This window comes from Bradyrhizobium sp. 154 (genome assembly GCF_023073875.1).
In the GTDB taxonomy this organism is placed as follows: Bacteria; Pseudomonadota; Alphaproteobacteria; order Rhizobiales; family Xanthobacteraceae; genus Bradyrhizobium.
The window spans coordinates 345,625-370,648 of sequence record NZ_JADPKG010000030.1; the positions used below are offsets into that span (position 1 = coordinate 345,625).

Consider the following 25,024-nt stretch of genomic DNA (forward strand, 5'->3'; position numbering starts at 1 on the left):
TAGAGATTGCCATCATGGACGACACCGCCGGCCCATCCGAGTCCGAAACCACGGTCCTGCAAAGCGCGCTGCGCGGGCTCGCCTGCAAATGTCCGCGCTGCGGCGAGGGCAAGCTCTATGCGGGCTTCCTGACACTCGCGCCTCGCTGCGAGCGCTGCGGTCTCGACTATGCTTTCATCGATACCGGTGACGGTCCGGCGATCTTCATCATCATGCTGGCCGGCGCGATCGTGGTCGGCTGCGCGCTCGTCGTCGAGGTCAAGTATCAGCCGCCGTTCTGGCTGCACGCGGTGCTCTGGCTGCCGCTGATTCTCGCCACCACGCTTTTGCCGCTGCGCGCGATGAAGTCGCTGCTGATCGCGCTGCAATTCCACCACAAGGCGGCGCCGGGCCGACTCATCGACCGCGCGAAATGAACCGGACCGTGCGCAAGCCTCGCGTGGCCGGCTTTGGGCTGTTCACGCTGCTCCTGACGGCTGTGTTCGTCGCACTTGGCATCTGGCAATTGCAGCGCCGGACAGCCAAGCACGAGCTGATCGCTGCTCTCACTGAACGGCTTGCGGCCGCGCCGGTCGCGCTTCCGGCGCCCGCGCAATGGGCGGCGCTCAATCCCGCGCGCGATGAATTCCGCCGCGTCAGCTTCTCCGCAACCTACGTCCCGCTGCCCGATGCGATGGTTTATTCCTCCGGCTCGGCCGTGCGCAAGGACGCCTCCGGTCCCGGCACCTGGGCATTCCTGCCGGCGCGGCTTCCGAGCGGCGAGATGGTCGTGATCGATGCCGGTTTCGTCGAGAACACGATGCAGGATCGCGCCATCGAGGATCGCGCGGTGAAGAAGCTCGTCACGGGCCAGCCGGTCGTGCTCACCGGCTATCTCAGGTTCCCGGAAGCACCGGGCTGGCTGACACCTGCGGAGAACCGCGAGAAGCGGCTCTGGTTCGTGCGCGATCATCTGGCAATCGCGAGCGCGCTCGGCTGGGGGACGGTTGCGCCGTTCTATGTCGACCTCGAGCAGCCGGTGCCCGAGAACAGCGTTCCACGTCCCGGTCCGCTCGACGTGCATCTGAAAGACGATCACCTGCAATACGCGATCACCTGGTTCACGCTCGCAGGCGCCCTGCTGATCGCCTTCGCGGTGTGGGCGAGGGGGCGGCAAGACCGAACTCATCCGTAGATCAACCGAGGGAACCCGGTATCGTCCGGGCTTTACCGTTCAGCGCACATTCACGAGTGTGGTTCTAAGCCGCCACTAGTGTCCGCGGCAGGACAGGATTGCAGCGTGAGCGATTTCGACCAGATGGGAATTGTCATTGACTGGGTAGATGCCTGCCGCAAGGGCGACCTCGCGGCGCTGCTCGATCTATATGCGGACGACGCCGAGCTTGAATGCATCTGCAACGGAACGCAGCGCCATCGCGGCCGAAGCGAGCTCGAAAGCTATTGGAGACCGCGACTTGGCACCCTGTCGTTGGCGGGCTTCAGGCTGGAAGAGATCGATCCAGGGTCCGACGGCGTCGATCTCGAATATTCCATCGCTGGCGCGCTGCGTATTCACGCCTCGTTTCGCTTCAGCACGGAAGGCAAGATCCGCAGCACGCTGTGCGAGCCGGCGCGACAGAACGCGCATGTTGGCTGCGCGTGCTAGCTAGGGCATGATCCGGAAAAGTGTGTAGCGGTTTTCCGAAAAGATCATGCTCAGCTAAACCGGCGCCTCCCGGGTCGGCGCAGCCGGAAGACGGCATCGGACATAGGTTCGTTCATTCGCGCGCAGCAGTGACAGCGATCCGCTGAGCGCGCGAACGCGCTCATGCATGCCGGTCAGGCCCCGGCCGAAGACGTTGTCGGCGGGAAAGCCGCCGCCATCGTCGGAGATCTCGATGACGAGCGTCTCACCGGTGATGGTCGTCTGCACATGGGCGTTGCTCGCTTTGGCATGGCGCAGCACGTTGGTCAGCGCCTCCTGGATCAACCGATAGACGGTCCGCGCCAGCGGCCCGTCTAATCCGTTGAGGCGGGGGTCAATCGTGTCCGTCAAACCGATATGCGGTGCCTGCTTGCGAAAGTTTTGAAGCAGTGTCTGCACGCTGGTCGCGAGGCCCAGTTCCTCAACATAGAGCGGCCGCAGCCGGTCGAGAATACGGCGGTTGGCCTGCTGGAGCGCCTCGACCGATTGCAGCACCTCTTGCGCCGAATTGCCGAGATTTCCCACGGCAGGCGCGGCCTCGATCAGCGCGACCGCGCCGGCGCGGATGCCGAACAGAAGCGGGCCGAGTTCGTCGTGCAATTCGCGGGCGAGGTCGCGCCGCTCATCGTCCTGAAGCGACACCAGCCGATGCAACAGGTCGCGATTGTCCTGGCTCAATTGCGCCAACGTGCCCGCCAGCGCGTTCGCCACCTCGCAGCTCTGCCGGATCTCCGGCGGCCCTGCCACCGGGATCGGTTTTGTGTAGTCGCCGCGTCGCATTCGCGTGAGTCCTTCGCCGAGCTGCTGCAGGGGGCGTAGCGCCGACTCCGCCAGGACGTAGGCGATGGTGCCGGTAAGCGCCATTAGCCCGGCGATCAGGCCGGTGAGCGCGAGGAAGCCGATCCATTTCTCGAACAGCTCGGCGGATAGGTCGGGCACGAAGACGACATCGCCGACACGCTCGCCGTCGATCGTCACCGGGGATGCCGCGTCCATTTCGGGGATGGTGATCAGGTCGATGAACCATTGCGGCACGCTATGCGGCGTGCGCGGGTCGTCCTTCGGGGAGCGCGCGGGACCCGCTTCCGCGGAACGGAATTGGATATCAGAGGAGGTGTCCAACGATTGGACAAACGCATCGAGCGTCCGTCGTGGATTGTCCGAAGCGCGCAGCGTGTTGTTGAGCGCGGTGGCGATGGCCCGGGTCGAACGCCGGCCTGGCTCATTCTCCTCAACGAGCTGGCCCCCTGCGAAGGTCTGAAGCAGCACGCCGCCGAGGATCAGTGCCGCGAGAAGGCTCGCGCCGAGCGGAAGAAACAGTTGCGTCCTGAACGAGAGTTGTTGCCACATTAGGTCAATTCTAACGTGTTTTGGCGGAATTCTCTCTTTCCATTTGTTCCCGCCGGTCTATGAGTCGAGAAAGCAAGTGAGCCTGCGATGCAAGATACCGCCAAGCCGGCAACCAAGGTCCTGATCGTCGACGACCACCCTGTGGTGCTGTCCGGTTGCCGCACCCTGTTCGCGTCCGACCAGTCGATCCGTATCGACGAGGCGAACGATGCGAAATCCGGGCACCGCGCCTATATCAGCAAGCGGCCCGACGTTACCGTGATCGACATCAGCCTGCCTGATGTCTCCGGCTTCGAGCTGATGCGACGCATTCGGAAGGACGATCCGGACGCCAAGATCATCATGTTCAGCATGAACGATGATCCGGCCTTCGTGGTGCGGGCGGTCGAGCTTGGGGCCCAAGGCTATGTCTCCAAGGGTGACGATCCCAGGATCCTGCTGAAAGCGGTGCGCAAAGTGGTCGCGGGCGATAATTTCATCTCTCCGCAGCTTGCGGAAGCCGTGACGTTTTCCGGTGCCGCAATCAAGGCCAATCCAGCCTCGCAGATGACGCCGCGGGAGCTCGAGATTCTTCGTCTGCTCGGACGCGGCGACAAAATCGTCGAGGTCGCCGAGGCGCTCGGCATCTCCTACAAGACTGTCGCGAACACGACGTCCCTGCTCAAGCAGAAGTTAGGGGCCAAGAACCATTCCGACCTGATCCGGATCGCAGTGGAAATCGGGATGAATTGACCTCCCGCCAACGACCGAACCGGCTGCTCCAGGAGGCAGCGGTTCGGTCGACGGATCGGCGTCGCTATCGGCCGGGCAATGCATGGGCGATGGCCGGCACCGTCCGCCGACCCAATCGGCCGCCACGGCATTCGTTCCTCAGGCAGGCCATGGGTTAGGGAAAAGACGGCAATATCACGCAAGTCATTGCTCATATCCGCGAAAGAAGGCCTGGAGCACGCCGGGAAAAACTGGAACATCTTCCCCCGCCCGCCGTTTTGGCTCTTGACGATTTGACGACAGCTGACGAAAGCTTGGGTGAACAGTTTTAGCGGGTCGAACGACCCGACGAGGCAACCGGTCTGCACACAACGACAGACCTTCCAAGAGAAGGGCTGCGGCAATGCCGCAGCCCTTTTTCATTGGGCCACGGGGCGAGCGGAAGCGGTTTCCCGATGCCGCAAAACACTTTATGGTGGCTCAAAGCCTCTGGCTGTTAACAAGTAATTTCGTAAAATCAAAGGCTTAACGAGCGAGCTCAGACTCGGTTGGCCTTTGGAGGGCAGTTTGACTCGTTATATCTCGACCCGGGGCGAAGCCCCCGAACTCGGCTTCTGCGACGTGATGCTGACCGGGCTAGCCCGCGATGGCGGGCTGTACGTGCCGGCCGTTTGGCCGCAGCTTTCGGCGCAGACCATCGCCGGCTTCTTCGGCCGCGCCTATTGGGAGGTCGCGGTCGACGTGATTCGCCCCTTCGCCGGCGGCGAGATCACGGACGCCGAGCTTGGCCGCATGGCCAACGAGGCCTATGCCACCTTCCGCCATCCCGCGGTGGTGCCGCTGCGCCAGATGTCGCCGCATCAGTTCGTGCTCGAGCTGTTCCACGGCCCGACGCTCGCCTTCAAGGACGTGGCGATGCAGCTGATCTCGCGGCTGATGGACCATGTGCTCGCCAAGCGCGGCCAGCGCACCACCATCGTGGTCGCAACCTCCGGCGATACCGGCGGCGCCGCGGTCGAAGCCTTTGCGGGTCTGGAGAATGTTGACCTCATCGTGCTGTTTCCGCATGGCCGCATCTCCGAGGTGCAGCAGCGGATGATGACGACGACCGGTGCGGCCAATGTGCACGCGCTCGCCGTCGAAGGCACCTTCGACGACTGCCAGGCGCTCGTGAAGGGGATGTTCAACAACCATCGCTTTCGCGATGCGACGTCCCTGTCCGGCGTCAACTCGATCAACTGGGCGCGTATCGTCGCCCAGGTGGTCTACTATTTCACGTCGGCCGTTGCCGTCGGTGCACCGGCGCGCGCGGTGGATTTCGTCGTGCCGACCGGCAATTTCGGCGACATCTTTGCCGGCTACGTCGCCAAGCGCATGGGGCTGCCGGTGCGTACGCTGCACATCGCCGCCAACGTCAACGACATCCTGGCCCGCACGCTCAAGACCGGGATCTACGAGGTGCGCGAAGTGCACGCCACGGCGTCGCCGTCGATGGACATCCAGATCTCGTCGAATTTCGAGCGGCTGCTGTTCGAGGCTGGCCGGCGCGATGCGGCCGGCGTGCGCCGTCTGATGGATTCACTGAAGCAGTCCGGGCGTTTCGTGCTGCCCGATGCGACGCTGGCCGCGATCCGCGAGGCGTTCGACGCAGGCCGTGCCGACGAGACCGAAACCGCGGCCGCGATCCGCGCCGCTTGGCGCGAGGCGGGCGAGCTGGTCGATCCCCATACCGCGGTGGCGCTCGCGGTCGCCGACCGCGACACCACCGACACGACGGTCCCGAGCATCGTGCTCTCTACCGCCCATCCGGCCAAATTCCCCGACGCCGTCGAGGCGGCCTGCGGCCAGCGGCCGCAACTGCCCGCCTGGCTCGACGGATTGATGACCAAATCCGAACACATGAAGGTGATGAAGAACGATCAGGCCGAGGTCGAGCGGTTCGTGCTGTCGGTCAGCCGCGCCGCAAAGCAAGGAGTTGCCGGATGAGCGTCGAGATTTCCAAGCTTGCCTCCGGCCTGACCGTCGTCACCGACAAAATGCCCCATCTCGAGACTGCGGCGCTCGGCGTCTGGGCCGGCGTCGGCGGGCGCGACGAGAAGCCGAACGAGCACGGCATCTCGCATCTCCTGGAGCACATGGCGTTCAAGGGTACGACCAAGCGCTCCTCGCGCGAGATCGTCGAGGAGATCGAGGCGGTCGGCGGCGATCTCAATGCCGGCACCTCGACCGAGACCACGTCCTATTACGCGCGGGTGCTGAAGGCCGACGTGCCGCTCGCGCTCGACGTGCTCGCCGACATCCTCGCCAATCCTGCCTTCGAGCCGGACGAGCTGGAGCGCGAGAAGAACGTCATCGTGCAGGAGATCGGGGCTGCGCAGGACACACCCGACGACGTCGTGTTCGAGCATCTCAACGAGCTCTGCTATCCCGACCAGCCGATGGGCCGCTCGCTGCTCGGCACCGCCAAGACGCTGCGCGGCTTCAACCGCGACATGCTCCGCGGCTATCTGTCGACGCATTATCGCGGGCCCGACATGGTGGTGGCCGCCGCCGGCGCGGTCGATCACAAGCAGGTGGTCGCCGAGGTCGAGCAGCGCTTCGCGAGCTTTGAGGCGACGCCGGGACCGAAGCCGCAATCCGCCCAGTTCGGCAAGGGCGGCGCCAAGGTGGTCCACCGCGAACTCGAGCAGGCGCATCTGACGCTGGCGCTCGAAGGGGTGCCGCAGACCGACCTGTCGCTGTTCTCGCTCCAGGTCTTCACCAACATTCTCGGCGGCGGGATGTCGTCGCGGCTGTTCCAGGAGGTGCGCGAGAAGCGCGGCCTCTGCTACTCCATCTACAGCTTCCACGCGCCCTACACCGACACCGGCTTCTTCGGCCTCTACACCGGCACCGATCCCGCCGACGCGCCGGAGATGATGGAGGTCGTGGTCGATGTCATGAATGATTCGGTGGAGACCCTGACCGAGGCCGAGATCGCGCGTGCCAAGGCGCAGATGAAGGCGGGCCTGCTGATGGCATTGGAGAGCTGCTCCTCCCGCGCCGAACAGCTCGCCCGGCATGTCCTGGCTTATGGCCGGCCGCAGACGGTGCAGGAGCTGGTGGCCCGGATCGACGCCGTCAGCGTCGAATCGACCCGGGATGCCGCGCGTGCGCTGCTTTCGCGCAGCCGCCCTGCGGTTGTTGCATTGGGTAGTGGCAGGGGTCTGGACACGGCGGTATCTTTTGCGGAAGGATTGACGCGGGCGCGTGCCAAGGCGCGGCTGCATTAAGAGCCGCCGCGCAAGGGGCGCCCGCTCCGGGAAGCATCACCATGGCCCTGTTCCGCCTGCCATCCAGTGGACCCGCCGCCCTCGCGCCGCGCGGCAACGGGCTGTTGCTGCGCGCCCCGCAGATGTCGGACTTCCTGCAATGGGCTCACTTGCGCGAAAGCAGCCGCGACTATCTCACCCCCTGGGAGCCGATCTGGCCGTCGGACGATCTCACCCGGTCCGGCTTTCGTCGCCGCTTGCGCCGCTATTCCGAGGACATTGCTGCGGACCGTTCCTATCCCTTTCTGATCTTCCGCGAGCTCGACGGCGCCATGGTCGGCGGCATCACGCTGGCCAATGTCCGGCGCGGCATCGTGCAGGCCGGCACCATCGGCTACTGGGTTGGGCAGCCTTACGCCCATCGCGGCTACATGACCGCCGCGCTGCGGGTGCTGCTGCCGACGCTGTTCGGCGAGCTCAATCTGCACCGCGTCGAGGCCGCTTGCATCCCCACCAATGCACCATCGATCCGGGTGCTGGAGAAGTGCGGCTTCTCGCGCGAGGGGCTGGCGCGCCGCTATCTCTGCATCAACGGGATCTGGCAGGATCACCTGCTGTTCGGCCTGCTGCATGAGGATTTTCGCGGTTGAGCTGCCACCTCCTGCGGCCAAAGTCTTGATCGTCCCGCCTTGTTTGCTGCCGTAATCTGCCTGCCTTGGGTTCGCCGATTTTGGCGATATAACGGCGCGGGCCGGCCAGCGATCGGCGCTGTGCTGTCATGGAGTATGGGTGTTGATGGTGAAGGAGCTTCGGTCGTCGCGAAATGCGTTGCGGCGGAGGACGGTGGCAGCTTTGACGTTGTCGGTTGCGCTCGCGTCTGTCTCGCCGGTGGCGGCCCAGTCCTTGAGCGACCGCTTCAAGAGCCTGTTCGGCGGCAAGTCCGACGAACCGGCCCAGCCCAAGCCGGCGCCCGCGCCCGGCCAGCCGGCCGATGACGACGTTGATTGCCCGCAGGTCACGGTGCGCGCCGGCGCCTCGACTTACGCGGTCGGCGCGGGTGGCAAGCAGGCCGTCGGCAACGACATCCGCTTCCAAGCCACAATCACCAAGATGGCGCGCGAATGCGCCCGGAGCGGCGGTGATATCACCGCGCGGATCGGAATCCAGGGCCGTGTCATCGCCGGTCCCGCCGGCGCGCCTGCGACCGTCGAGGTCCCCTTGCGTGTTGCCGTGGTGCAGGGCGGCGTCGGCGAGAAGGTGATCGCCTCGAAGGCCTACCGGACCACGGTCGAGATGTCGGAGGGCGGCAGCGTGCCGTTCACGTTCGTGGCCGAAGATCTGGCCTATCCGATGCCCTCGGCCGCGGTCGCCGATACCTACATCTTCTATGTCGGCTTCGACCCGCAGGCGCTCGCGCCCGAGCCGAAGGGACGGAAGAAGAAGTAGGGTTCAAGCTCGGCTGTCACTACAATTACGGCTGTCATCACCGCGAAGGCGGGTGATCCAGTATTCCAGAGAGGTCAGTGATCTATCGAGAGGTCGCGGCGTACTGGATGCCCCGACTGCGCGGGGCATGACACTGGACTTGTAGCTATAGATCGGCCAACAAAAAGCCGGCGCTCATCGCGCGGCTTTTGAGTGGTGAGGGCAGAGTTCTCAGTTCAGCTTCTGCCGGACTTCGTTGATGCCCCTGGCGAGCAGGTCGTCGGCGACCTGGCCCTTGACCGACTGTGACAGGATCGTGGAAGCGGCCTGAACGGCGGCTTCCGCGGCTGCGGCACGGACGTCGGCCAGCGCCTGGGCCTCGGCGAGCGCGATCTTGCTCTCGGCGGTCTTGGTTCTGCGGGCGACGAAGTCTTCCATCTTCGCCTTGGCGTCGGCTGCGATTCGCTCGGCTTCGGCTCTGGCATTGGCGATGATGTCGGCAGCCTCGCGCTCGGCCATGGCACGGCGCGCCTTGTAGTCGGCGAGCACCTTGGCCGCCTCCTGCTTGAGACGCGCCGCGTCATCGAGCTCGGCCTTGATGCGATCGGCGCGATGGTCAAGCGCGGCCATCGCCGTCTTGAAGATCCCGAGATAGCCGAACACGACCATCAGGATCACGAAGGCGACGGCGACCCAAAATTCAGGCTCGAAGAACATCTCAACTAACCCTTCAAGGACGCGTCGACCGCGGCATTGACCGACGCTGCGTCGGGAACGACGCCCGTGAGCTGCTGCACGATCTGGCCTGCCGCATCCGCCGCGATGCCGCGGACGTTGCTCATGGCGGCGGCGCGGGTCGAGGCGATGGTCTTCTCCGCCCCGGCCAGCTTGGCCGCCAATTGCTCTTCCAGCGCCTTGCGCTCGGCGTCCGCCTGCGCATTCGCCTTGTCGCGGGATTCGTTGCCGATCGCCTGTGCCCGCATGCGCGCCGAAGCGAGCTCGCTTTCATAGGCCTTCAGCGCTGCGTCGGACTGGTCCCTCAGCTTCTGCGCTTCGGTGAGGTCGCCCTCGATTTTGTTCTGCCGCGCCTCGATCACACCGCCGACGCGCGGCAGAGCGAGCTTGGACACGATCACGTAAAGCAGGACGAAGAAGATCGCGAGCGACACCAGCTGTGAAGCAAAGCTGCTGCTCTCGAACGGCGGAAAACCGCCACCGTGGTGACCACCGTCAGCCTCGGTGTGAGCGCCCGCCGGACCTTTCGCGCCGCCATGACTCTCAGCCATGGAGTTCTCCTGTTGCTGTCACGCGCGCCGTCCCAGAGGCTGGAACGGCGCGAAAAAACGTCGTTCTCAGAGCGGAACGAACAGCAGCAGCAGCGCGATCAGCAGCGAGAAGATGCCGAGCGCTTCGGTCACGGCGAAGCCGAAGATCAGGTTGCCGAACTGGCCCTGAGCGGCCGACGGGTTGCGAACGGCTGCGGCGAGGTAGTTGCCGAAGATCACGCCCACGCCGACGCCCGCACCGCCCATGCCGATGCACGCGATGCCCGCGCCGATAAGTTTTGCTGCTGCCGGATCCATTTTAGTCTCCTTGGAAGAAAGATTGGGTTTTGGGTGGAAATTCCCCGGACAGCTCAGTGTCCCGGATGAATGGCGTCGTTGAGGTAGATGCAGGTCAGGATCGCGAACACATAGGCCTGAAGGAATGCGACCAGGATCTCGAGCGAGGTCAGCGCGACCGTGAGCGCCAGCGGCAGCACGCCGCCGACCCAGCCGAGGGCGCCGAGCGAGAAGCCGAGCATGGCGACGAAGCCGGCGAACACCTTCAGCGCGATGTGGCCGGCCAACATGTTGGCGAAGAGACGGACGCTGTGGGAGACCGGCCGCAGGAAGAACGACAGGATCTCGATGAACATGACCAGCGGCAGAATGTAGATGGGGACGCCGTGGGGAACGAAAATCTTGAAGAATTTCAGGCCGTTCTTGTAGAGGCCGTAGATCAGGACGGTGAAGAACACCAAGAGCGCGAGCGCCGCGGTGACGATCAGGTGGCTCGACACCGTGAAGGTGTAGGGGATGATGCCCACCAGATTCGAGACGCAGATGAACATGAACAGCGAGAAGATCAGCGGGAAGAACTTCATGCCTTCCGCGCCGGCCGTCGAACGGATGGTCGAGGCGACGAATTCGTAGGAGATTTCAGCGACGGACTGGAGGCGTCCGGGAACCAGCTGCGTGCCGCTGGCGAGCATCAGGATCGAGATGATCGCGACCGCCACCAGCATGTAAAGCGACGAATTGGTGAAGGCGATCGTATGATTGCCGATATGGCCCAGGGTGAAGAGAGGCTCGATGTTGAACTGGTGGATCGGGTCGATTTTCATCAGCGCGGCATCTCTTGGTCTGCCGGCAATGCCGGCGGGTCTCGGTCTGCCGGCCGGGCCGGCCCGTACCGGCAAGGCCGGCACGATCATTCCTCTGCTGGGCGGATCGCTTAAGAACCACCGCGCCTGTTTTGACCCGCGCCCGCCGTTCTCACCACATTCACCACGCCGGCGACGAAGCCCAGCAGCAGGAACACGATAAATCCGAAAGGCGACGTCGACAGCAAGCGGTCGAACCCCCAGCCAATCCCCGCTCCGACAACGACGCCGGCGATCAACTCCGAGGATAACCGGAAACCAAGCGCCATCGCCGAGGCTCTGGCCGCTCCGTCCTCACCGTCACCTGCGGGTTGCTCGGTCTTGCTCCGCCGGTCCCGAAGTTCGGACAAGCGTTGATCAAGATTTCCGAGCCGTTCGGAAAGCGCAGCTTCCTCGGACGATCTATCGCGATCTCCATTCCCGCCGTGCTCCGTGCCCTGTGTCATGCAACGAAGACCCGAAACGCCGCGGCTGAATGGAAATTACGCCCGCCACCCTCAAAAGCCGCGCGGACCATACTGATGGCCTATTATCAAGTCAAGCCAAGTCACGATTGCGTCGTTTTCCGTTATGTATCTGATTTCTTTGCTGATATTGGCGCGCACAGCAGTGCTGCACACAGCGTGACGCCGCACCGCAGCAGCTCTCCGCATGATCGACGAATGCAGCCGCCATTTCGCCGCGCCGCCGGGATCAAAGAGACGGTCGTGGTCGTTGATATCGGTGGTGCGTTTTGGGCGGCGGATTGCCTCGGCGGGGGTAGAATTGCGAAAGTGTCACCTGCACGTCGTGGCGGAGCGCAAGATGAGACCTGTGACGTCATCCACAACATCATGGTTTGCGGTAGCGACGTTCGCCGTGGTGATGGTCGTCAGCGGCGGCTTCGTCGCCGCGCAATCCGCTCCTGACAGCGAAAACGGCCGCTACAGCATGACGCCGATCCCGGAAGGCGTGTTGCGGCTCGACACCCGCACCGGCACCATGTCGACTTGCACCAAGAACGGCGCCGGCTGGGCCTGCTACGCCTTACCTGACGAACGGGCCGCGCTCGATACCGAAATCGGCCGGCTTCAGGCCGAAGTCGAGAAGCTGAAGGGCCAGCTCGCGGCTGGGCCGACGGTATCGGGCAAAATCGACGAGCCGCTGCCGAAATCCGATCCGCTCAAGAAGGCGGAGCCGAAGGCCGCCGAGGGCGAGCGCAAGATCGAGATCCCGCTGCCGAGTGACCAAGACGTCGACCGCGTGATGTCTTTCCTGGAAAGGGCCTGGCGCCGGCTGATCGACATGGCCAACCGCGTGCAGAAGGACGTGTCGGGGAAGATTTGATTCGGCCCCTTCGAGGTCGTCCTCGCGGAAGCCAGGCCCATGTACCGCAGCCTCTCTGTTTTTCGACACGAGTTGCCACCTTTCGCCATCACGAGCATTCGGGGTAGTGGGTCCTGGCTTTCGCCAGGACGACGAGAGGCTCTTGATGACATCAGGTAAATCCGTAAAGCGTTCGGCGTCATCATTCGTGCAAACCACCACGCTCGCATCGTCGCTGCTCACCGTGCAGACGCCCGGCCGCGGCTTCACCGATCTGACCAGCGAGGCAGCCAAGTTCATCGCCGAAGCGCACGCGCGCGAGGGCACGCTGACATTGTTCATCCGCCACACCTCGGCCTCGCTGACGATTCAGGAGAACGCCGATCCGTCCGTCCTCGTCGATCTCACCACGGCGCTGTCCCGGCTTGCGCCGGAGAATGCCGGATGGACGCATGACACTGAGGGGCCGGACGACATGCCGGCGCACGTCAAGACGATGCTGACGGGGACCTCGCTTCAGGTGCCAATCCTGAAAGGCAAGCTCGCGCTCGGCACCTGGCAGGCGATCTACCTGATCGAACATCGCAGCCGGCCGCATCGGCGCGAGATCGTGCTGCAATTCGTCGGCAGCAATCAGTAGGGACAAAACAAAACCGGCCGCGGAGACCGCGGCCGGTTCGTGTTGTCGACTGTGCTTTCGATCAGGTCGCCTTGATGTCGACGTCCTTGGTCTCGGGCAGGAACAGGAAGCCGATCACCACGGTGATGGATGCGAAGATGACCGGATACCAGAGACCTGCATAGATATCGCCTGTCGAGGCCACGATGGCGAAGGCGGTCGCGGGCAGGAGGCCGCCGAACCAGCCGTTGCCGATGTGGTAGGGCAGCGACATCGAGGTGTAGCGGATGCGGGTCGGGAATAGTTCGACCAGCATGGCCGCGATCGGGCCGTACACCATGGTGACGAACACCACCAGAATGAACAGCAGCCCGACGACTGCCGCAACCTGCGGGCGGAAGATGTCGAACGGGTGCGCCATCTTCACGATACCCGCATCGCCCGCCTTCGGATAACCGGCGGCCTGCACGGCGGCGAGGACGGCCGGGTTGCTGTCCTTGGCGTTCGTGTACGGAACCTCCTTGCCGTTCACCATGACCTTCACGCCGGAGCCGGCCGGGCCTGGTGTGGTCGAGTACTTGACCGACGACTGCGACAGGAAGGCGCGTGCGGTGTCGCAAGGCGCGGTGAAGACGCGGGTGCCGACCGGGTTGAACAGGTCGCCGCAGCCTTTTGGATCTGCCACCACCTCGACCTTGGTCTGCTCGATGGCCTTTTCCAGCGCCGGATTGGCGTTGGTGGTGATCATCTTGAAGATGGGGAAGAAGGTCAGCGCCGCGATCAGGCAGCCACCGAGGATGATCGGCTTGCGGCCGATCTTGTCGGAGAGGATGCCGAACACGATGAAGAAGCCGGTGCCGAGCAGCAGCGACCAGGCGATCAGGAGGTTGGCGGTGTAGCCGTCGACCTTCAGGATCGATTGCAGGAAGAACAGCGCATAGAACTGGCCGGTGTACCAGACCACGCCCTGGCCCATCACGCCGCCGAGCAGGGCGAGCAGCACGAGCTTGCCGTTCTGCCAGTTCCCGAAGGCCTCCGTCAGCGGCGCCTTCGAGCTCTTCCCCTCGTCCTTCATCTTCTGGAAGATCGGCGATTCGTTGAGACGCAGCCGGATCCAGACCGAGATGCCAAGCAGCAGCACCGAGACCAGGAACGGGATGCGCCAGCCCCAGGCCGCGAAATCGGCTTCGCCGGTCGCGGTACGGGTGAACAGGATCACCAGCAGCGACAGGAACAGGCCAAGCGTCGCCGTGGTCTGGATGAAGGAGGTGTAGTAGCCGCGCTTGCCGTTCGGGGCGTGCTCCGCGACATAAGTCGCCGCACCGCCATACTCGCCGCCGAGCGCCAGACCCTGGGCGAGGCGCAGCGCGATCAGGATGATCGGAGCCGCGATGCCGATGGTCGCCGCGTTGGGCAGCAGGCCGACGATGAAGGTCGAAAGACCCATGATCAGGATGGTGACAAGGAAGGTGTATTTGCGGCCGACGATGTCGCCGATGCGGCCGAACACGATCGCGCCGAACGGGCGCACCAGGAAGCCGGCGGCGAAGGCCAGCAGCGCGAAGATGTCGCGGGTTGCGGGCGGATAGGCCGAGAAGAACTGGGCGCCGATGATGCTCGCCAGCGAACCGTAGAGGTAGAAGTCGTACCATTCGAAGACGGTACCGAGCGAGGAGGCGAGAATGACGAACCGTTCGTCCTTCGTCATACCTCCCGCGCCCGTCTGAGACACTGCCATTGTCGACATGTTGAGTCGCTCCCCGAAATGCGTTTCCTCGCGCCCCAGATGCCCGGACGGGCCGGATCAATCCAGGTCTTGCTTGCAAGGTAACATCGGCGTGAAACCCGCCCCAATACGACTTTCGGCTTTGCGCACTGACGCGCGCCTGACGCTCCGGTCTGGGGCGCCGGTGCGCAACCGTAAAGGCTGGGATTAACCCCTTTGCGACAAAGGGATAATGTGCACTTGCATGCCATGGCCGCTCGGGGAAGAATTGACCGCCGCCGCGTTGACACGCCTCCCGGCGCGAACGACAGCAAGAGAACGATGAACGCTCCCTCAACCCATCTCGTCATTGCCGATGATCATCCGCTGTTCCGCGACGCGCTGCGGCAGGCGGTGGCGGGCGTCCTGACCTCGGCCAGGATCGACGAGGCCGGATCGTTCGAGGATCTGACCAAGCTGCTGGAACAGGCCTCCGACGTGGATCTGGTCCTGCTCGACCTCTCGATGCCTGGGATCTCCGGCTTTTCCGGCCTCATCTATCTACGGGCGCAATATCCGGCGATACCGGTCGTGATCGTCTCGGCGTCCGACGACAGCGCCACGATTCGCCGCTCGCTCGATTTTGGCGCCTCCGGCTTCATCCCCAAGCGTTTCGGCGTCGAGACGCTGCGCGACGCCATCCTCAAGGTTATGGAGGGCGACGTCTGGGTTCCCGCGGACACCGATCTGTCGGCCGCCGCCGACCCCGACATGACGCGCCTGCGCGACCGTCTGGTGACGCTGACGCCGCAGCAGGTCCGGGTCCTGATGATGCTATCGGAGGGCCTCCTCAACAAGCAGATCGCCTATGAGCTCGGCGTCTCCGAGGCCACCATCAAGGCGCACGTCTCGGCCATCCTGCAAAAGCTCGGGGTCGAGAGCCGCACTCAAGCCGTCATTGCCGCCGCGAAGATCGCCGGTGGCCAGTGGAAGCAGGGCACGCCGACGGGGTGAAGCGTCCCGGGGTGCGCACAGTCCGACCTAGATCATCGCCAGCAGCCTGTTAGCGGCGGTGATATCCGTCGTCTCGGAGCCCGTGGCGAAGCCATCGAGCGCTGATTGAAGCAGGCGTTTCGCGTGCTCTCGCCGGCCCCGTTCCGCAAGGAGCTCGGCGAGATCGATTGCCGCTCGCAGCTCCCAGGCTTTTGCACCTCTGTGGCGGCTCAAATCCAGCGACTGCATGAAGTGGGCTTCTGCTTGCTCAGCGTTGGGCTCTGGCAGCGACAACAGGATTCTGCCTTTCATGCGCAGCAGCTCGGGCATGTAGAGGTGGTCGCCGCCTTGCTCGACGAGGCGGATCGCCTCGTCGACCAGGCGTGCACTCTGCTCGATCTGTCCGATTGCCAAGAAGCCCTGAACCATCGCGATGTTGAAGGTCGTAGTGAGCAGCTCGTAGCCGGCATCGTGGAGCTCGTGCAGACAAGCCCTGATCGTCTCGAGGCCGTCAGCGGCGTTTCCCCGCCGGATTGCCAGCTCGCCTTTGACGCCGCGGCCGACCGCGAGATACGGGCTCATCGAGCGCGATTCGGCGTGTGCGATGAAGCGGTCGATGTTCGCTTCCGCGTCGTTGAGGTCTCCGTTCCAGAGGTCGATCGAAACCGCCCAGATCAGCGCGATGCAGAGCGTGATCGGATGATCCATCTGCGCGGCTTCGGTGACCGTCTGTCGCGCCAGCTGCTGCGCCTGCGCGGGCCGGCCCTGCAACCAAAGCTCTCGTGCAAGCGAAATGCCGGCCCGGTTGCGATGATCGAAGCCGTAGACCGTGCTGATCCGTTCCGTGCCTGGCCCCAGCCAGGCAGCCTCCAGCATCGTCAGCGCATCGTGATGCTCGCCGGCCAGATGCAGCGAGACGCCCAGGAGCGAATGGGCAAGTGCGGTCGAAGCCGCATCGCCGAGCGCCTCGGCAACGGTGAGGCTCTGCTGGGCGTAACGGAGTGCGGCATCGAACTCTCCCATCCGCTCGTGGAAGATATGCATGCGGCCGAGCAGTTGGAGCTGGTTGATCTCGTCGCAACGGCCCTGGGCGATCGCAAGGCTCCGGCTCAAGGCGGCGCGCGCCGCTTCGCTGCCGCCCCGCGTGAACATCAAGGTGAGGCCGAGGGCAGCCTGGATGTGCATTTCCTCGGCGCTACCGCGCGAGGAAGGATCGATCGCAAGCAGCGCCCGCTCCGACCAGCGCCGGCATTCGATCAAGAGCGACATCGCGAGGAAGATCGGTGCCGCCGCAGCGGCGAGCGCCATGCCGATGCCGACATTGCCGTCCGTGCCGAAGCACCAATCCAGCGCGGCGCGCACGTTGTGAAGTGCGGAGAAGTGGATCGCCCGTTCGTCGGCGCTCGGCACGGTGGCCCAGGTCGAGCCCGCCTGCTCCAGCCATTGCCGGTAGTAGGTGGCGTGGCGTCCGGCGAGCCCCGCGTCGTTCGGCTCGATCTCGAGCAAATAGGCGCGCGTGGTGTCGAGCAGCCGGTAGCGCATCATGGCGCCGATCGGTCGGGGCGCCACCATGGACTTGGCGACGAGGCTGTCGATGGCGTCGAACAGGTGGGAGCGATCGACGCGTTTGTCCGGGACGACCTCGAGCGCGGCGTCGATGGTGAAGTGCCCGGCGAACACCGCAAGCCGGCGCAGCACCAGGCGCTCGGTGTGGGTCAGGAGCCCGTAGCTCCAGTCCAGGGTCGCCTGCAACGTCTTCTGCCGCGGCGGCGCGGTGCGCTGGCCCTGCCAGAGCAGATTGAGGCGTTCGTCGAGCAGCGTGGCCGTCTGCTCCAGGCCATAGGCCTCGACCCGGCCGGCGGCGAGTTCGATCGCCAGGGCCATGCCGTCGAGCTTGCGACAAATCCTTGCGATGATCGCGGCATTGGCATCGTCGAGCGCGATCTGCGCGCCGCTGGCCGTGGCACGTTCGAGGAAGAGTTGAAGTGCAGGATAGGTCCGCGCCGCAGCGACTGTTAGTCTCGAGCGGTCTGGCGGAACAGCGAGTGGCGCCAATCGATAGACTTGCTCGCCCTCGACGCGTAGGGCTTCGCGGCTCGTGGCCATGATATGGACATGCGGTGCGGCGTGGAAGATCTCCGCAGCCAGCGGGGCCACAGCAGCGATGACGTGCTCGCAATTGTCGAGGATCAGCAGCATCCTCTTGTCACGGAGATGCGCGAGCAGCGCGGGCAGAGGATCGTCGGTTTGCGCCGGCAAGCCCAGCATCAGCAGGATCGAGGTGATCACGAGATCGGGATCGCTGAGCGCGGCAAGATCGACGAAGTGTGCGGCATCGGCGAAGGTCTCGAGCAGGTCATGAGCGATTGCGACCGCCACGGCCGTCTTGCCGACGCCGCCGGGACCGGCGATCGTGACGAAGCGCGAGGCGATGAGCTTGTCCGAGACGGCGGCGATCGCATCGTCGCGTCCGACCATCCGTTGCAGCCGGTTCGGCAGCTTCACCGGCGACAGGCCGCCCCGCGGTGCCGCGCACCGCTCTGCCGGGATGGCCGCTCGCGAGATCGGCGCCACGAAGCAATAACCGCGGCCGGAGAGCGTGGTGATGTAGCGTGCGCCGTCGCTGCCGTCGCCGAGCGCCTTGCGAAGGGCTGCGATGTGAAAGCGCAAACTGGCTTCTTCCACAGTCAGGCCGGGCCACACCAGCGCCATCAGATCCCACTTGCTGACGACCTCGTTCGGCCGCGACATCAGCGCGATGAGCAGGTCGAAGGCTTTCGCGCCGAGCGGCAGCGGGATGCCGTCGCGCGTCATCAGCCTTTCATGCGGCGTCACGGTGAATGGCCCGAACGATAGGGTTTTTGCCACAGACCCGGCCGGTTCAGTCATGACGAATCCTGATGCTTTCCAATGGACCCGATAGCAGATGGCTGCGATCCAGCAAGCGCCTGCCTGCATCGGCATCAGACGGTGGATGCAGCCCTTGTGAGACGAGCGAGCTGAGACCTCACAACTTCTCACAATTCCAAACGGGTGTCCTGCGGCAGCCGCTGCTAGTCAGCTGCGCAACGGCAAGGAGACCTTGATGACGCAAGCGGCAAAACTGCTTTACACGGCCAAGACACACACCAGCGGCGGTCGACACGATGGCATGTCGCGCAGTTCCGACGGTCGGCTTGACGTCAAGCTGTCGCCGCCGGGTGGCGCAGGCATCGGCACCAATCCCGAGCAATTGTTTGCGGCGGGCTGGTCGGCCTGTTTCGAAGGCGCGATGGAGATCGCGGCGCGCAAGCGGAGAATCGATCTCCCCAGGAAATGCGCGATCGATGCGGAGATCGACCTCGTGCTCGACGAGGGCGCTTACTCGCTGAGGGCGCGCCTCAATATCAGTCTGCCGGGTCTCGATCGCGAGGTCGCACGCGGCATCATCGATGAAGCGCATCAAACCTGCCCCTATTCCAAGGCCGTCCGTGGCAACATAGACGTCACGGTCGCGCTGATCTGACGCATCATCACCCACCATCAGCAAGGTAGCCACCATGAAGCAGATCATCGACCAACATCGCCGCCAGTTTCTCGGCGTCGCCGCGGGAACCGTTGCCGCCGGTCTCGGCGTGATCGAACTCGCCCGCGCCGAGACGGAAGCGTCGCGATCCCAAGCATCAAACGCGTCCTTCGGTACGATCAAGCAGACCGATGCCGGCGTTCTCAATGTCGGCTATGTGGAGGCGGGTCCCTCCAACGGGCCCGTCGCGATCCTGCTGCACGGCTGGCCCTACGACATTCACGCCTTCGTCGATGTCGCGCCGATCCTGGCAAAAGCCGGCTATCGTGTGATCATCCCTTACCTGCGCGGCTATGGTACGACGCATTTCCTCTCCAGCGAGACGCCGCGCAACGGCGAGCCGGCGGCAATGGCTGCCGATATCATTGCGCTGATGGACAAGCTCGATATCAAGACGGCCGTCGTCGCCGGCTTCGACTGGGGCGCGCGCACCGCGGACGTCATCGCCGCGCTGTGGCCGGACCGCTGCCGGGCATTGGTGTCGGTCAGCGGCTATCTGATCTCCAGCCAAGCCGCGGGCAACGCGCCGCTGCCGCCGCAGGCCGAACTGCAATGGTGGTACCAGTTCTATTTCGCGACCGAGCGCGGCCGCGCCGGATACGAGAAGTACACGCATGATTTTGCCAAGCTGATCTGGAAGCTCGCCTCGCCGCAATGGAAGTTCGACGACGCCACCTTCAATCGAAGCGCAGCAGCGCTCGACAACAAGGATCATGTCGCGATCACGATCCACAATTACCGCTGGCGGCTCGGGCTTGCCCAGGGCGAGACGAAATACGAGCATCTCGAAAAGAAGGTCGCGGCAGCTCCCGTCATCGACGTGCCAACGATCACGATGGAGGGCGACGCCAACGGCGCGCCGCATCCCGACCCGAGCGCCTATGCCAAGAAGTTCTCAGGCCGATATGAGTTTCGCCTCATCACCGGCGGCATCGGCCACAATTTGCCACAGGAAGCACCGCAAGCCTTTGCCAAGGCCGTCATCGACGCCGACCGCGCCTGAACATTGTCAGCACCTCGGTCCAGCCAGGCTGGACCAAGGATCGCCCCTCATTCCAGCTTGGTGGAACGTCATGACGACAACCGAACCTGAAAAGAAGAAGTCTTCTTACGCCAAGATGGTCGTTCTGGCGGTGATCCTCCTCGTCGTGCTCCTGACCTGCGTGCCGTATCTCGTCACGGTCGCCGTCGCGGAGGGGCCGGCGGACCGCGGCGCGGCGGACGCCTCGCCGATCTTCGGGGTCACGGTTCCGCCGGGCTACAAGCAGTGGGAGCTGATCGCGCCGGCCGAAGAGGCGGCGCCGCTCGACGAGCTTCGCGCTGTCGTCGGCAACCAGATCGCAATTGACGCTTATCACACGGGAAAGCTTCCGCTCCCGGACGGCACCGTTCTGGTCAAGCGCGCCTGGAAGCGGAAGCAGTCCCCTGAATTTGCGTCCGCGACGATTCCCGGCGCCGCAACTACGGTTCAGGTGATGGTCAAAGACTCCAAGAAATACGCCTCAACCGGCGGCTGGGGTTTTGGTCGCTTCGTCGACGGCAAGGCGGTCGATGAGGCCCAGCACCGCACCTGCTTCTCCTGCCACGAAGCCCGCGCCAAGAGCCGAGACTACGTCTTCACGCGGCTGGCACCCTGAATGTCCAGAATCTGGTTCATCAGCGGCAGCTCGCGCGGGCTCGGCCGCTCTATCGTGGAGGCGACGCTCGCGGCGGGAGATCGCGTTGTCGCTTCGGCCCGGGACCCAAAGCCGCTCGAATCGTTGCTTGGGCGCTTCGGCGAAAGGCTTCGGCTTGCAACCCTCGACGTGACCGACGAGGCGGCAGCGCAAGCGGCGCTCGGCCTGGCTGTGGAAGCCTTCGGTGGCGTCGATGTGGTCGTGAACAACGCCGGTTACGGCGATCTCGGATCGGTCGAGGACACGAGCCTGGACTCGTTCCGTCAGCAGATCGAGGTCAATCTGATCGGCACCATCATTGTTACCAAGGCGGCGATCCCCGTGCTGCGCCGGCAAGGCCGCGGGCACATCGTGCAAGTCTCATCCGTTGGCGGGCGCATTGGTGCTCCGGCTCGCGCGGCCTATTCGGCGGCGAAATGGGGGATCGAGGGCTTTTCGGAGTCCTTGGCGCGAGAGATGGCGTTGATCGGTGTGCAGGTGACAATCGTCGAGCCCGGCGGCTTCCGCACCGGCTTTGCCCAGACCGCGCATGCGACCGGCGATGGGCGAGCGGAGTACGACGTGGTTGTTGGCGCAGCCGTCAGGATGCAGCGCGATTACGATGGCCGCCAGCCCGGTGACCCGGCCAAGGCTGCAGCACTTGTGCTGAAGCTCGTCGATATGAATCGTCCACCTCTGCGGATCGCCCTCGGAAGCGACGCCGTGAACGCCATCGCGGCGTCGGACAGGCTTCGGCTCGAAGAGCTAGAGAAATGGCGCGCGCTCAGTGTGTCGACCGACTACTGACCGGCCCGCATTCATTCCGCCGCGACCATCTGCTGCGTGCGCCACTGACCGAGCAGGGCGCGCAGCGAGGCCGGCTTGACCGGCTTGTTGAGCACCGCGACCTTTTCATCCCGCGCGGCGACCTGCACGGCGGGGCTGCGGTCGGCGGTGATCAGGATCGCGGGGATGCCGTCGCCGAAGCGGCGGCGGATGTCGCGAATGGCGGCAATGCCGTTACCGCGATCGAGATGATAGTCGACGAGCAGGCCGGTGACGCGCCGTCCGGCGGCTTCGATCGCCGCCATCGCGCCCTCGGGATCGGCGACCGCGATAACCTCGGCATCCCACGCTTTCAGCAGCGTGCGCATGCCGTCGAGGATCGCCGCATCGTTCTCGATGCAGACGATCAGTGCGCCCGAGATCGGCGTGCGTGCCAGCGGCGTCGCGCTGGTCACGGCCGCGGTGTGGGTGATCGCCTTCGCCGTCGGCACCGTCACGGAGAATACCGAGCCGCCGCTTGCATTACCGTCGATGGCGATGCTGTGCTTGAGCACGCGGGCCAGCCGCTCGACGATCGAGAGCCCCAGGCCGAGGCCGCGTGCGATTCGCGCCCCCTGCTCGAGTCGGTGGAATTCTTTGAAGATCTCGCCGCGCTTGACCGGCGGGATGCCGACGCCGGTATCGTAGACGCAGATCTTGAGCGAGGCGCCGCGGCGACGACAGCCGACCAGCACGCGGCCTCGGGGGGTGTACTTGATCGCGTTGGAGATCAGATTCTGGAGCAGGCGCCGCAGCAGCAGCCGATCCGACTCGACAGGCAACGAGCAGGGCACGAAGGCAAGCTCCAGGCCCTTGGCGCGCGCGATCGGCGCGAACTCGATCTCCAGCGAGCGCATCAGATCGGCCATCTTGAAGCTCGTGATCGAAGTCGTCATCGCGCCGGCGTCGAGCCTGGAAATGTCGAGCAGCGCGCCGAGGATCTCCTCGATGGCCTGAAGCGACTCGTCGATGTTCTCGACCAGCCGGGTCTCCTCGCCATTGTGCTGGCGCTCGACAAGGCTGGTGACGTAGAGCCGCGCCGCGTTCAACGGCTGGAGAATATCGTGGCTGGCGGCGGCGAGGAAGCGCGTCTTGGAGATGCTGGCGTCCTCCGCCGTGCTCTTGGCCAGCGCCAGCTCCGAGTTCAGCCGCGTCAGCTCCTCGGTGCGGTCGCGGACGCGCTTTTCCAACGTCGCATTGGCGCGCTCCAGCGCTTCCGCCGCCTCGAAGGTGGGCGTGACGTCGGTGAAGGTGATGACGAAGCCGCCGCCCGGCATTCGGTTGGTGAGCACCTCGATCACCATGTGGCGTTCCGGCAGGCGTTCGAGATAGGGCTCGCTGTCGGTGGTGTAGGCGGCCAGCCGCCGCTCCAGCATGGCCTCGCGCTCGACCGGGTCGTCCGGATCGCTGATGCCGATGAACTCCAGGATTTCGCGAAGCGGCGTGCCGAACTGAATGAAATGCGGAGGAACGTTGAGGAGATCGCCGAACTGCCGGTTGGAGCAGATCAGTTGCAAATCGGCGTCGAAGACCGCGATACCCTGGCGTACATGGTTGAGCGCGGTCTGAAGGATCTCGCGGTTGAAGTGCAGCGCCGCATGGGAATCGTCGAGCAGTTTCAGCGCGGCCTTTGCCGAGACCGTCCGCTTGCGCAGCAGCAGCGACATCACGAGCCGCGAGGACGCGGCTCCGATCGACGAGGCGATCAGGTGCTCGGCATGCTGCAACAGCTCGAAATCGGCGGGCGCTCCGGGTTCGAGCCGGACATTGCGCCGCGCCGAGAAAGCCTCAAACGAATGGCGGGCGCGGTCGGGCCCGAGATATTGCGCGACCGTGGTCTGGATGTCCTGCACGGTGACGGTGGTGCGCCAGCGGCGGAAGCTTGGGGAGATCGGCGCGAGCGTGTTGGGGACAAACAGATCGGCCTGCACCAGCTCGATCGAAGATGGCCGGCGCGCCAGCGAGAGCAGCACATAGGTGAGAATATTGAGCGACAGCGACCAGATGACGCCATGCATCAGCGGCGGCAGGTCGGCGCCGAACAGCGCCTGTGGCCGCAGCGCCTCGATTCCGAACGGGCCGTGCTGGAGCAGCAGGATCCCCGTCGTCGAGGAATCCATGAAGCTCGGGACGAACAGCGTGTAGAGCCACACCACGAAGCCGACCAGCATCCCGCCGATCGCACCGCGCGCCGTCGCCCGTCGCCACAGCAGCCCGCCGAAGAAGCTTGGTGCAAGCTGGGCGATGGCGGCAAAGGACAACAGGCCGATCGCTGCGAGCTGGGTGTTGCCGAGCGCGCGATAGTAGAAATAGGCCATCACCATGATGGCGAAGATCGCAAGTCGCCGCGACCGCAGCAGGAAATCGCTGAAATCGGCGCCGCCGGTGCGGCCCTCCGGCCGTCGTTGCAGCACCAAGGGCACCACGAGGTCGTTCGAGACCATGATGGAGAGCGCGACGCATTCGACGATCACCATCGCGGTCGCGGCCGACAGGCCCCCGACGAAGACGGCGACGCTGAGCAGATCCGCGCCGCCCTCCATCGGCAGGGCCAGCACGTACATGTCGGGGTCGGCGGTGCCGAACGGGAAGGTCACGAGGCCGGCAATCGCGATCGGGATCACGAACAGATTGATGGCGACGAGATAGAGCGGGAATAGCCAGCGCGCGCGGCCGACTTCGGCGTCGGACGAATTCTCGACGACGCTGACGTGGAACTGGCGCGGCAGCAGCATGATCGCGCACAGCGACAGCAGCGTCATAGTCAGGAAGTTGCCGATCGACGACGAGTAGTTGATTGCGCGCACCGCCTCCGGCGTCTTCATGGCGCGCTCGATCAGTTCCTGCGGCGAGAACATCCAGAAGGTGACGAAGATGCCGGCGGCGAGGAAGGCGACCAGCTTGATGATGGATTCGGTCGCGACCGCCAGCATCAGGCCGTGCTGATGCTCGGTGGCGTCGGTCTGGCGGGTGCCGAACAGCACGGCGAAGGCCGCCATCGCCAGCGTCACCATCAGCGCCATGTCGCCGAGGATCGGGATGTGGGAGAAGGCCTGGTCCTCGCTCAGGATCGTGCCGAGCGATGAGGCGACCGCCTTGAGCTGCAGCGCGATGTAGGGCACCGAGCCGATGATGGCAATCAGCGCCACGGTGGCTGCCACCGCCTGGCTCTTGCCGTAGCGCGCGCCGATGAAGTCGGCGATCGAGGTGATGTTGTGGGCTTTGGCGAGCTGGATGACGCGCCGGAGCACGCCGGCGCCCAGTCCGATCATCAGGATCGGGCCGACATAGATCGCCAGGAAGTCGGTCGAGGTCCGGGTGGCGAAGCCGACCGAGCCGAAGAAGGTCCAGGAGGTGCAGTAGATCGCCATCGACAGCGGGTAGATCAGCCCGGAGGCGCGGCCGGGCCCGGTCGGCGAGCGACGGTCGCCGTGGCTCGCCACCAGGAACAGAAAGCCGATGTAGCCGAAGGCGGCGGCGATCACGCCCCAGTCGTGCAGCATGGCGAGCG

General features: G+C 64.7%; 25 protein-coding genes. 16 read left to right on the forward strand and 9 right to left on the reverse strand.

Translation table 11 applies throughout. The features are described 5' to 3' along the window. The first annotated feature begins 14 nt into the window (after window positions 1-14). From IVA92_RS07200 to IVA92_RS07210, 3 genes are all read left to right on the forward strand, one after another. Window positions 15-416, forward strand: a complete 402-nt coding sequence (locus tag IVA92_RS07200; RefSeq protein WP_247281759.1) for a DUF983 domain-containing protein — start codon at window positions 15-17, stop codon at window positions 414-416. Further along, window positions 413-1,174, forward strand: coding sequence for an SURF1 family cytochrome oxidase biogenesis protein (locus tag IVA92_RS07205; RefSeq protein WP_247281758.1), 762 nt, complete (start codon window positions 413-415; stop codon window positions 1,172-1,174). The genes IVA92_RS07200 and IVA92_RS07205 overlap by 4 nt, the downstream gene beginning before the upstream one ends. A gap of 105 nt (window positions 1,175-1,279) precedes the next feature. Next, complete coding sequence (locus tag IVA92_RS07210; RefSeq protein WP_247281757.1) at window positions 1,280-1,645, forward strand: nuclear transport factor 2 family protein; 366 nt, start codon at window positions 1,280-1,282, stop codon at window positions 1,643-1,645. A 54-nt stretch (window positions 1,646-1,699) separates the two neighbouring features. Here the strand turns inward: IVA92_RS07210 and IVA92_RS07215 are convergent, their stop codons facing one another. Beyond that, complete coding sequence (locus tag IVA92_RS07215) at window positions 1,700-3,034, reverse strand: histidine kinase (protein WP_247281756.1); 1,335 nt, start codon at window positions 3,032-3,034, stop codon at window positions 1,700-1,702. An 87-nt stretch (window positions 3,035-3,121) separates the two neighbouring features. Here IVA92_RS07215 and IVA92_RS07220 point away from each other — a divergent pair, with 87 nt between their 5' ends. From IVA92_RS07220 to IVA92_RS07240, 5 genes are all read left to right on the forward strand, one after another. Next, on the forward strand, window positions 3,122-3,766 hold the full coding sequence (locus IVA92_RS07220) for a response regulator transcription factor (RefSeq protein ID WP_247281755.1): 645 nt from the start codon (window positions 3,122-3,124) through the stop codon (window positions 3,764-3,766). 546 nt (window positions 3,767-4,312) lie between these two features. Next, the gene (gene thrC / locus IVA92_RS07225; RefSeq protein ID WP_247281754.1) at window positions 4,313-5,731 is read left to right on the forward strand and encodes a threonine synthase; all 1,419 of its coding nucleotides are present in this window, start codon (window positions 4,313-4,315) and stop codon (window positions 5,729-5,731) included. Further along, window positions 5,728-7,017 (forward strand): pitrilysin family protein, encoded by a 1,290-nt coding sequence (locus IVA92_RS07230; RefSeq protein ID WP_247281753.1) that lies wholly within the window; start codon window positions 5,728-5,730, stop codon window positions 7,015-7,017. Before thrC ends, IVA92_RS07230 begins: the two co-directional genes overlap by 4 nt. 41 nt (window positions 7,018-7,058) lie before the next feature. Then, window positions 7,059-7,646 carry a GNAT family protein gene (locus IVA92_RS07235; RefSeq protein ID WP_247281752.1) on the forward strand — a complete coding sequence of 196 codons (588 nt, stop codon included), beginning with the start codon at window positions 7,059-7,061 and terminating at the stop codon, window positions 7,644-7,646. A 145-nt stretch (window positions 7,647-7,791) separates the two neighbouring features. Further along, window positions 7,792-8,442, forward strand: a complete 651-nt coding sequence (locus IVA92_RS07240; protein ID WP_247281751.1) for a hypothetical protein — start codon at window positions 7,792-7,794, stop codon at window positions 8,440-8,442. Between the two features lie 210 nt (window positions 8,443-8,652). Here the strand turns inward: IVA92_RS07240 and IVA92_RS07245 are convergent, their stop codons facing one another. The 5 genes from IVA92_RS07245 to IVA92_RS07265 form a co-directional block, all read right to left on the reverse strand. Next, window positions 8,653-9,138, reverse strand: a complete 486-nt coding sequence (locus IVA92_RS07245) for an ATP F0F1 synthase subunit B (RefSeq protein WP_247281750.1) — start codon at window positions 9,136-9,138, stop codon at window positions 8,653-8,655. A 5-nt stretch (window positions 9,139-9,143) separates the two neighbouring features. Further along, entirely contained in the window at window positions 9,144-9,707 is a 564-nt protein-coding gene (locus IVA92_RS07250; protein ID WP_247281749.1) for a F0F1 ATP synthase subunit B, read from the reverse strand. Window positions 9,708-9,773: 66 nt separating this feature from the next. Beyond that, window positions 9,774-10,004 carry a F0F1 ATP synthase subunit C gene (locus IVA92_RS07255; protein WP_007599451.1) on the reverse strand — a complete coding sequence of 77 codons (231 nt, stop codon included), beginning with the start codon at window positions 10,002-10,004 and terminating at the stop codon, window positions 9,774-9,776. 53 nt (window positions 10,005-10,057) lie between these two features. After that, window positions 10,058-10,807 carry a F0F1 ATP synthase subunit A gene (locus tag IVA92_RS07260; protein ID WP_247281748.1) on the reverse strand — a complete coding sequence of 250 codons (750 nt, stop codon included), beginning with the start codon at window positions 10,805-10,807 and terminating at the stop codon, window positions 10,058-10,060. A gap of 110 nt (window positions 10,808-10,917) precedes the next feature. After that, window positions 10,918-11,292 carry an AtpZ/AtpI family protein gene (locus IVA92_RS07265; RefSeq protein ID WP_247281747.1) on the reverse strand — a complete coding sequence of 125 codons (375 nt, stop codon included), beginning with the start codon at window positions 11,290-11,292 and terminating at the stop codon, window positions 10,918-10,920. Here IVA92_RS07265 and IVA92_RS07270 point away from each other — a divergent pair. The 3 genes from IVA92_RS07270 (at window position 11,200) to IVA92_RS07280 (ending at window position 12,791) form a co-directional block, all read left to right on the forward strand. Then, window positions 11,200-11,754 (forward strand): hypothetical protein, encoded by a 555-nt coding sequence (locus IVA92_RS07270; protein ID WP_247534161.1) that lies wholly within the window; start codon window positions 11,200-11,202, stop codon window positions 11,752-11,754. The two genes, IVA92_RS07265 and IVA92_RS07270, sit on opposite strands and share 93 nt — an antisense overlap. Further along, window positions 11,651-12,172: a hypothetical protein gene (locus IVA92_RS07275; protein WP_247281746.1), complete on the forward strand. Its 522-nt coding sequence runs from the start codon at window positions 11,651-11,653 to the stop codon at window positions 12,170-12,172. Before IVA92_RS07270 ends, IVA92_RS07275 begins: the two co-directional genes overlap by 104 nt. A gap of 145 nt (window positions 12,173-12,317) precedes the next feature. Continuing rightward, window positions 12,318-12,791 carry a secondary thiamine-phosphate synthase enzyme YjbQ gene (locus IVA92_RS07280; RefSeq protein WP_247281745.1) on the forward strand — a complete coding sequence of 158 codons (474 nt, stop codon included), beginning with the start codon at window positions 12,318-12,320 and terminating at the stop codon, window positions 12,789-12,791. Window positions 12,792-12,852: 61 nt separating this feature from the next. Here IVA92_RS07280 and IVA92_RS07285 read toward each other — a convergent pair whose 3' ends face one another. Further along, the gene (locus IVA92_RS07285) at window positions 12,853-14,478 is read right to left on the reverse strand and encodes an MFS transporter (protein WP_247281744.1); all 1,626 of its coding nucleotides are present in this window, start codon (window positions 14,476-14,478) and stop codon (window positions 12,853-12,855) included. Window positions 14,479-14,817: 339 nt separating this feature from the next. On the opposite strand from IVA92_RS07285, the gene IVA92_RS07290 reads away from it, so the two are divergent. Further along, window positions 14,818-15,489: a response regulator transcription factor gene (locus tag IVA92_RS07290; RefSeq protein ID WP_247281743.1), complete on the forward strand. Its 672-nt coding sequence runs from the start codon at window positions 14,818-14,820 to the stop codon at window positions 15,487-15,489. A gap of 27 nt (window positions 15,490-15,516) precedes the next feature. Here the strand turns inward: IVA92_RS07290 and IVA92_RS07295 are convergent, their stop codons facing one another. Further along, a complete protein-coding gene (locus tag IVA92_RS07295; protein ID WP_247281742.1) occupies window positions 15,517-18,357 on the reverse strand; it encodes a winged helix-turn-helix domain-containing protein in 2,841 nt (946 codons plus the stop codon). A 196-nt stretch (window positions 18,358-18,553) separates the two neighbouring features. Here IVA92_RS07295 and IVA92_RS07300 point away from each other — a divergent pair, with 196 nt between their 5' ends. From IVA92_RS07300 to IVA92_RS07315, 4 genes are all read left to right on the forward strand, one after another. Next, entirely contained in the window at window positions 18,554-18,973 is a 420-nt protein-coding gene (locus tag IVA92_RS07300) for an organic hydroperoxide resistance protein (RefSeq protein WP_247281741.1), read from the forward strand. A 34-nt stretch (window positions 18,974-19,007) separates the two neighbouring features. Beyond that, a complete protein-coding gene (locus IVA92_RS07305; protein WP_247281740.1) occupies window positions 19,008-20,036 on the forward strand; it encodes an alpha/beta hydrolase in 1,029 nt (342 codons plus the stop codon). A gap of 70 nt (window positions 20,037-20,106) precedes the next feature. Beyond that, on the forward strand, window positions 20,107-20,670 hold the full coding sequence (locus IVA92_RS07310) for a cytochrome P460 family protein (protein ID WP_247281739.1): 564 nt from the start codon (window positions 20,107-20,109) through the stop codon (window positions 20,668-20,670). Then, a complete protein-coding gene (locus tag IVA92_RS07315; protein ID WP_247281738.1) occupies window positions 20,671-21,495 on the forward strand; it encodes an SDR family NAD(P)-dependent oxidoreductase in 825 nt (274 codons plus the stop codon). It begins immediately after the preceding gene. An 11-nt stretch (window positions 21,496-21,506) separates the two neighbouring features. Here IVA92_RS07315 and IVA92_RS07320 read toward each other — a convergent pair whose 3' ends face one another. Continuing rightward, window positions 21,507-25,016 (reverse strand): PAS domain-containing hybrid sensor histidine kinase/response regulator, encoded by a 3,510-nt coding sequence (locus IVA92_RS07320; protein ID WP_247281737.1) that lies wholly within the window; start codon window positions 25,014-25,016, stop codon window positions 21,507-21,509. Window positions 25,017-25,024 lie beyond the last annotated feature (8 nt).

What these genes read in the sequence shown, in the direction of transcription:
- IVA92_RS07260 (WP_247281748.1), bottom strand. Translation starts at nt 10,807, where the DNA reads ATGAAAATCGACCCGATCCACCAGTTCAACATCGAGCCTCTCTTCACC.
- IVA92_RS07245 (WP_247281750.1), bottom strand. Translation starts at nt 9,138, where the DNA reads ATGTTCTTCGAGCCTGAATTTTGGGTCGCCGTCGCCTTCGTGATCCTG.
- IVA92_RS07305 (WP_247281740.1), top strand. Translation starts at nt 19,008, where the DNA reads ATGAAGCAGATCATCGACCAACATCGCCGCCAGTTTCTCGGCGTCGCC.
- IVA92_RS07295 (WP_247281742.1), bottom strand. Translation starts at nt 18,357, where the DNA reads ATGACTGAACCGGCCGGGTCTGTGGCAAAAACCCTATCGTTCGGGCCA.
- IVA92_RS07255 (WP_007599451.1), bottom strand. Translation starts at nt 10,004, where the DNA reads ATGGATCCGGCAGCAGCAAAACTTATCGGCGCGGGCATCGCGTGCATC.
- IVA92_RS07250 (WP_247281749.1), bottom strand. Translation starts at nt 9,707, where the DNA reads ATGGCTGAGAGTCATGGCGGCGCGAAAGGTCCGGCGGGCGCTCACACC.
- IVA92_RS07235 (WP_247281752.1), top strand. Translation starts at nt 7,059, where the DNA reads ATGGCCCTGTTCCGCCTGCCATCCAGTGGACCCGCCGCCCTCGCGCCG.
- IVA92_RS07205 (WP_247281758.1), top strand. Translation starts at nt 413, where the DNA reads ATGAACCGGACCGTGCGCAAGCCTCGCGTGGCCGGCTTTGGGCTGTTC.
- IVA92_RS07230 (WP_247281753.1), top strand. Translation starts at nt 5,728, where the DNA reads ATGAGCGTCGAGATTTCCAAGCTTGCCTCCGGCCTGACCGTCGTCACC.
- IVA92_RS07220 (WP_247281755.1), top strand. Translation starts at nt 3,122, where the DNA reads ATGCAAGATACCGCCAAGCCGGCAACCAAGGTCCTGATCGTCGACGAC.
- IVA92_RS07280 (WP_247281745.1), top strand. Translation starts at nt 12,318, where the DNA reads ATGACATCAGGTAAATCCGTAAAGCGTTCGGCGTCATCATTCGTGCAA.
- IVA92_RS07315 (WP_247281738.1), top strand. Translation starts at nt 20,671, where the DNA reads ATGTCCAGAATCTGGTTCATCAGCGGCAGCTCGCGCGGGCTCGGCCGC.
- IVA92_RS07215 (WP_247281756.1), bottom strand. Translation starts at nt 3,034, where the DNA reads ATGTGGCAACAACTCTCGTTCAGGACGCAACTGTTTCTTCCGCTCGGC.
- IVA92_RS07240 (WP_247281751.1), top strand. Translation starts at nt 7,792, where the DNA reads ATGGTGAAGGAGCTTCGGTCGTCGCGAAATGCGTTGCGGCGGAGGACG.
- IVA92_RS07200 (WP_247281759.1), top strand. Translation starts at nt 15, where the DNA reads ATGGACGACACCGCCGGCCCATCCGAGTCCGAAACCACGGTCCTGCAA.
- IVA92_RS07290 (WP_247281743.1), top strand. Translation starts at nt 14,818, where the DNA reads ATGAACGCTCCCTCAACCCATCTCGTCATTGCCGATGATCATCCGCTG.
- IVA92_RS07275 (WP_247281746.1), top strand. Translation starts at nt 11,651, where the DNA reads ATGAGACCTGTGACGTCATCCACAACATCATGGTTTGCGGTAGCGACG.
- IVA92_RS07310 (WP_247281739.1), top strand. Translation starts at nt 20,107, where the DNA reads ATGACGACAACCGAACCTGAAAAGAAGAAGTCTTCTTACGCCAAGATG.
- IVA92_RS07265 (WP_247281747.1), bottom strand. Translation starts at nt 11,292, where the DNA reads ATGACACAGGGCACGGAGCACGGCGGGAATGGAGATCGCGATAGATCG.
- IVA92_RS07285 (WP_247281744.1), bottom strand. Translation starts at nt 14,478, where the DNA reads ATGACGAAGGACGAACGGTTCGTCATTCTCGCCTCCTCGCTCGGTACC.
- IVA92_RS07320 (WP_247281737.1), bottom strand. Translation starts at nt 25,016, where the DNA reads ATGCTGCACGACTGGGGCGTGATCGCCGCCGCCTTCGGCTACATCGGC.
- IVA92_RS07300 (WP_247281741.1), top strand. Translation starts at nt 18,554, where the DNA reads ATGACGCAAGCGGCAAAACTGCTTTACACGGCCAAGACACACACCAGC.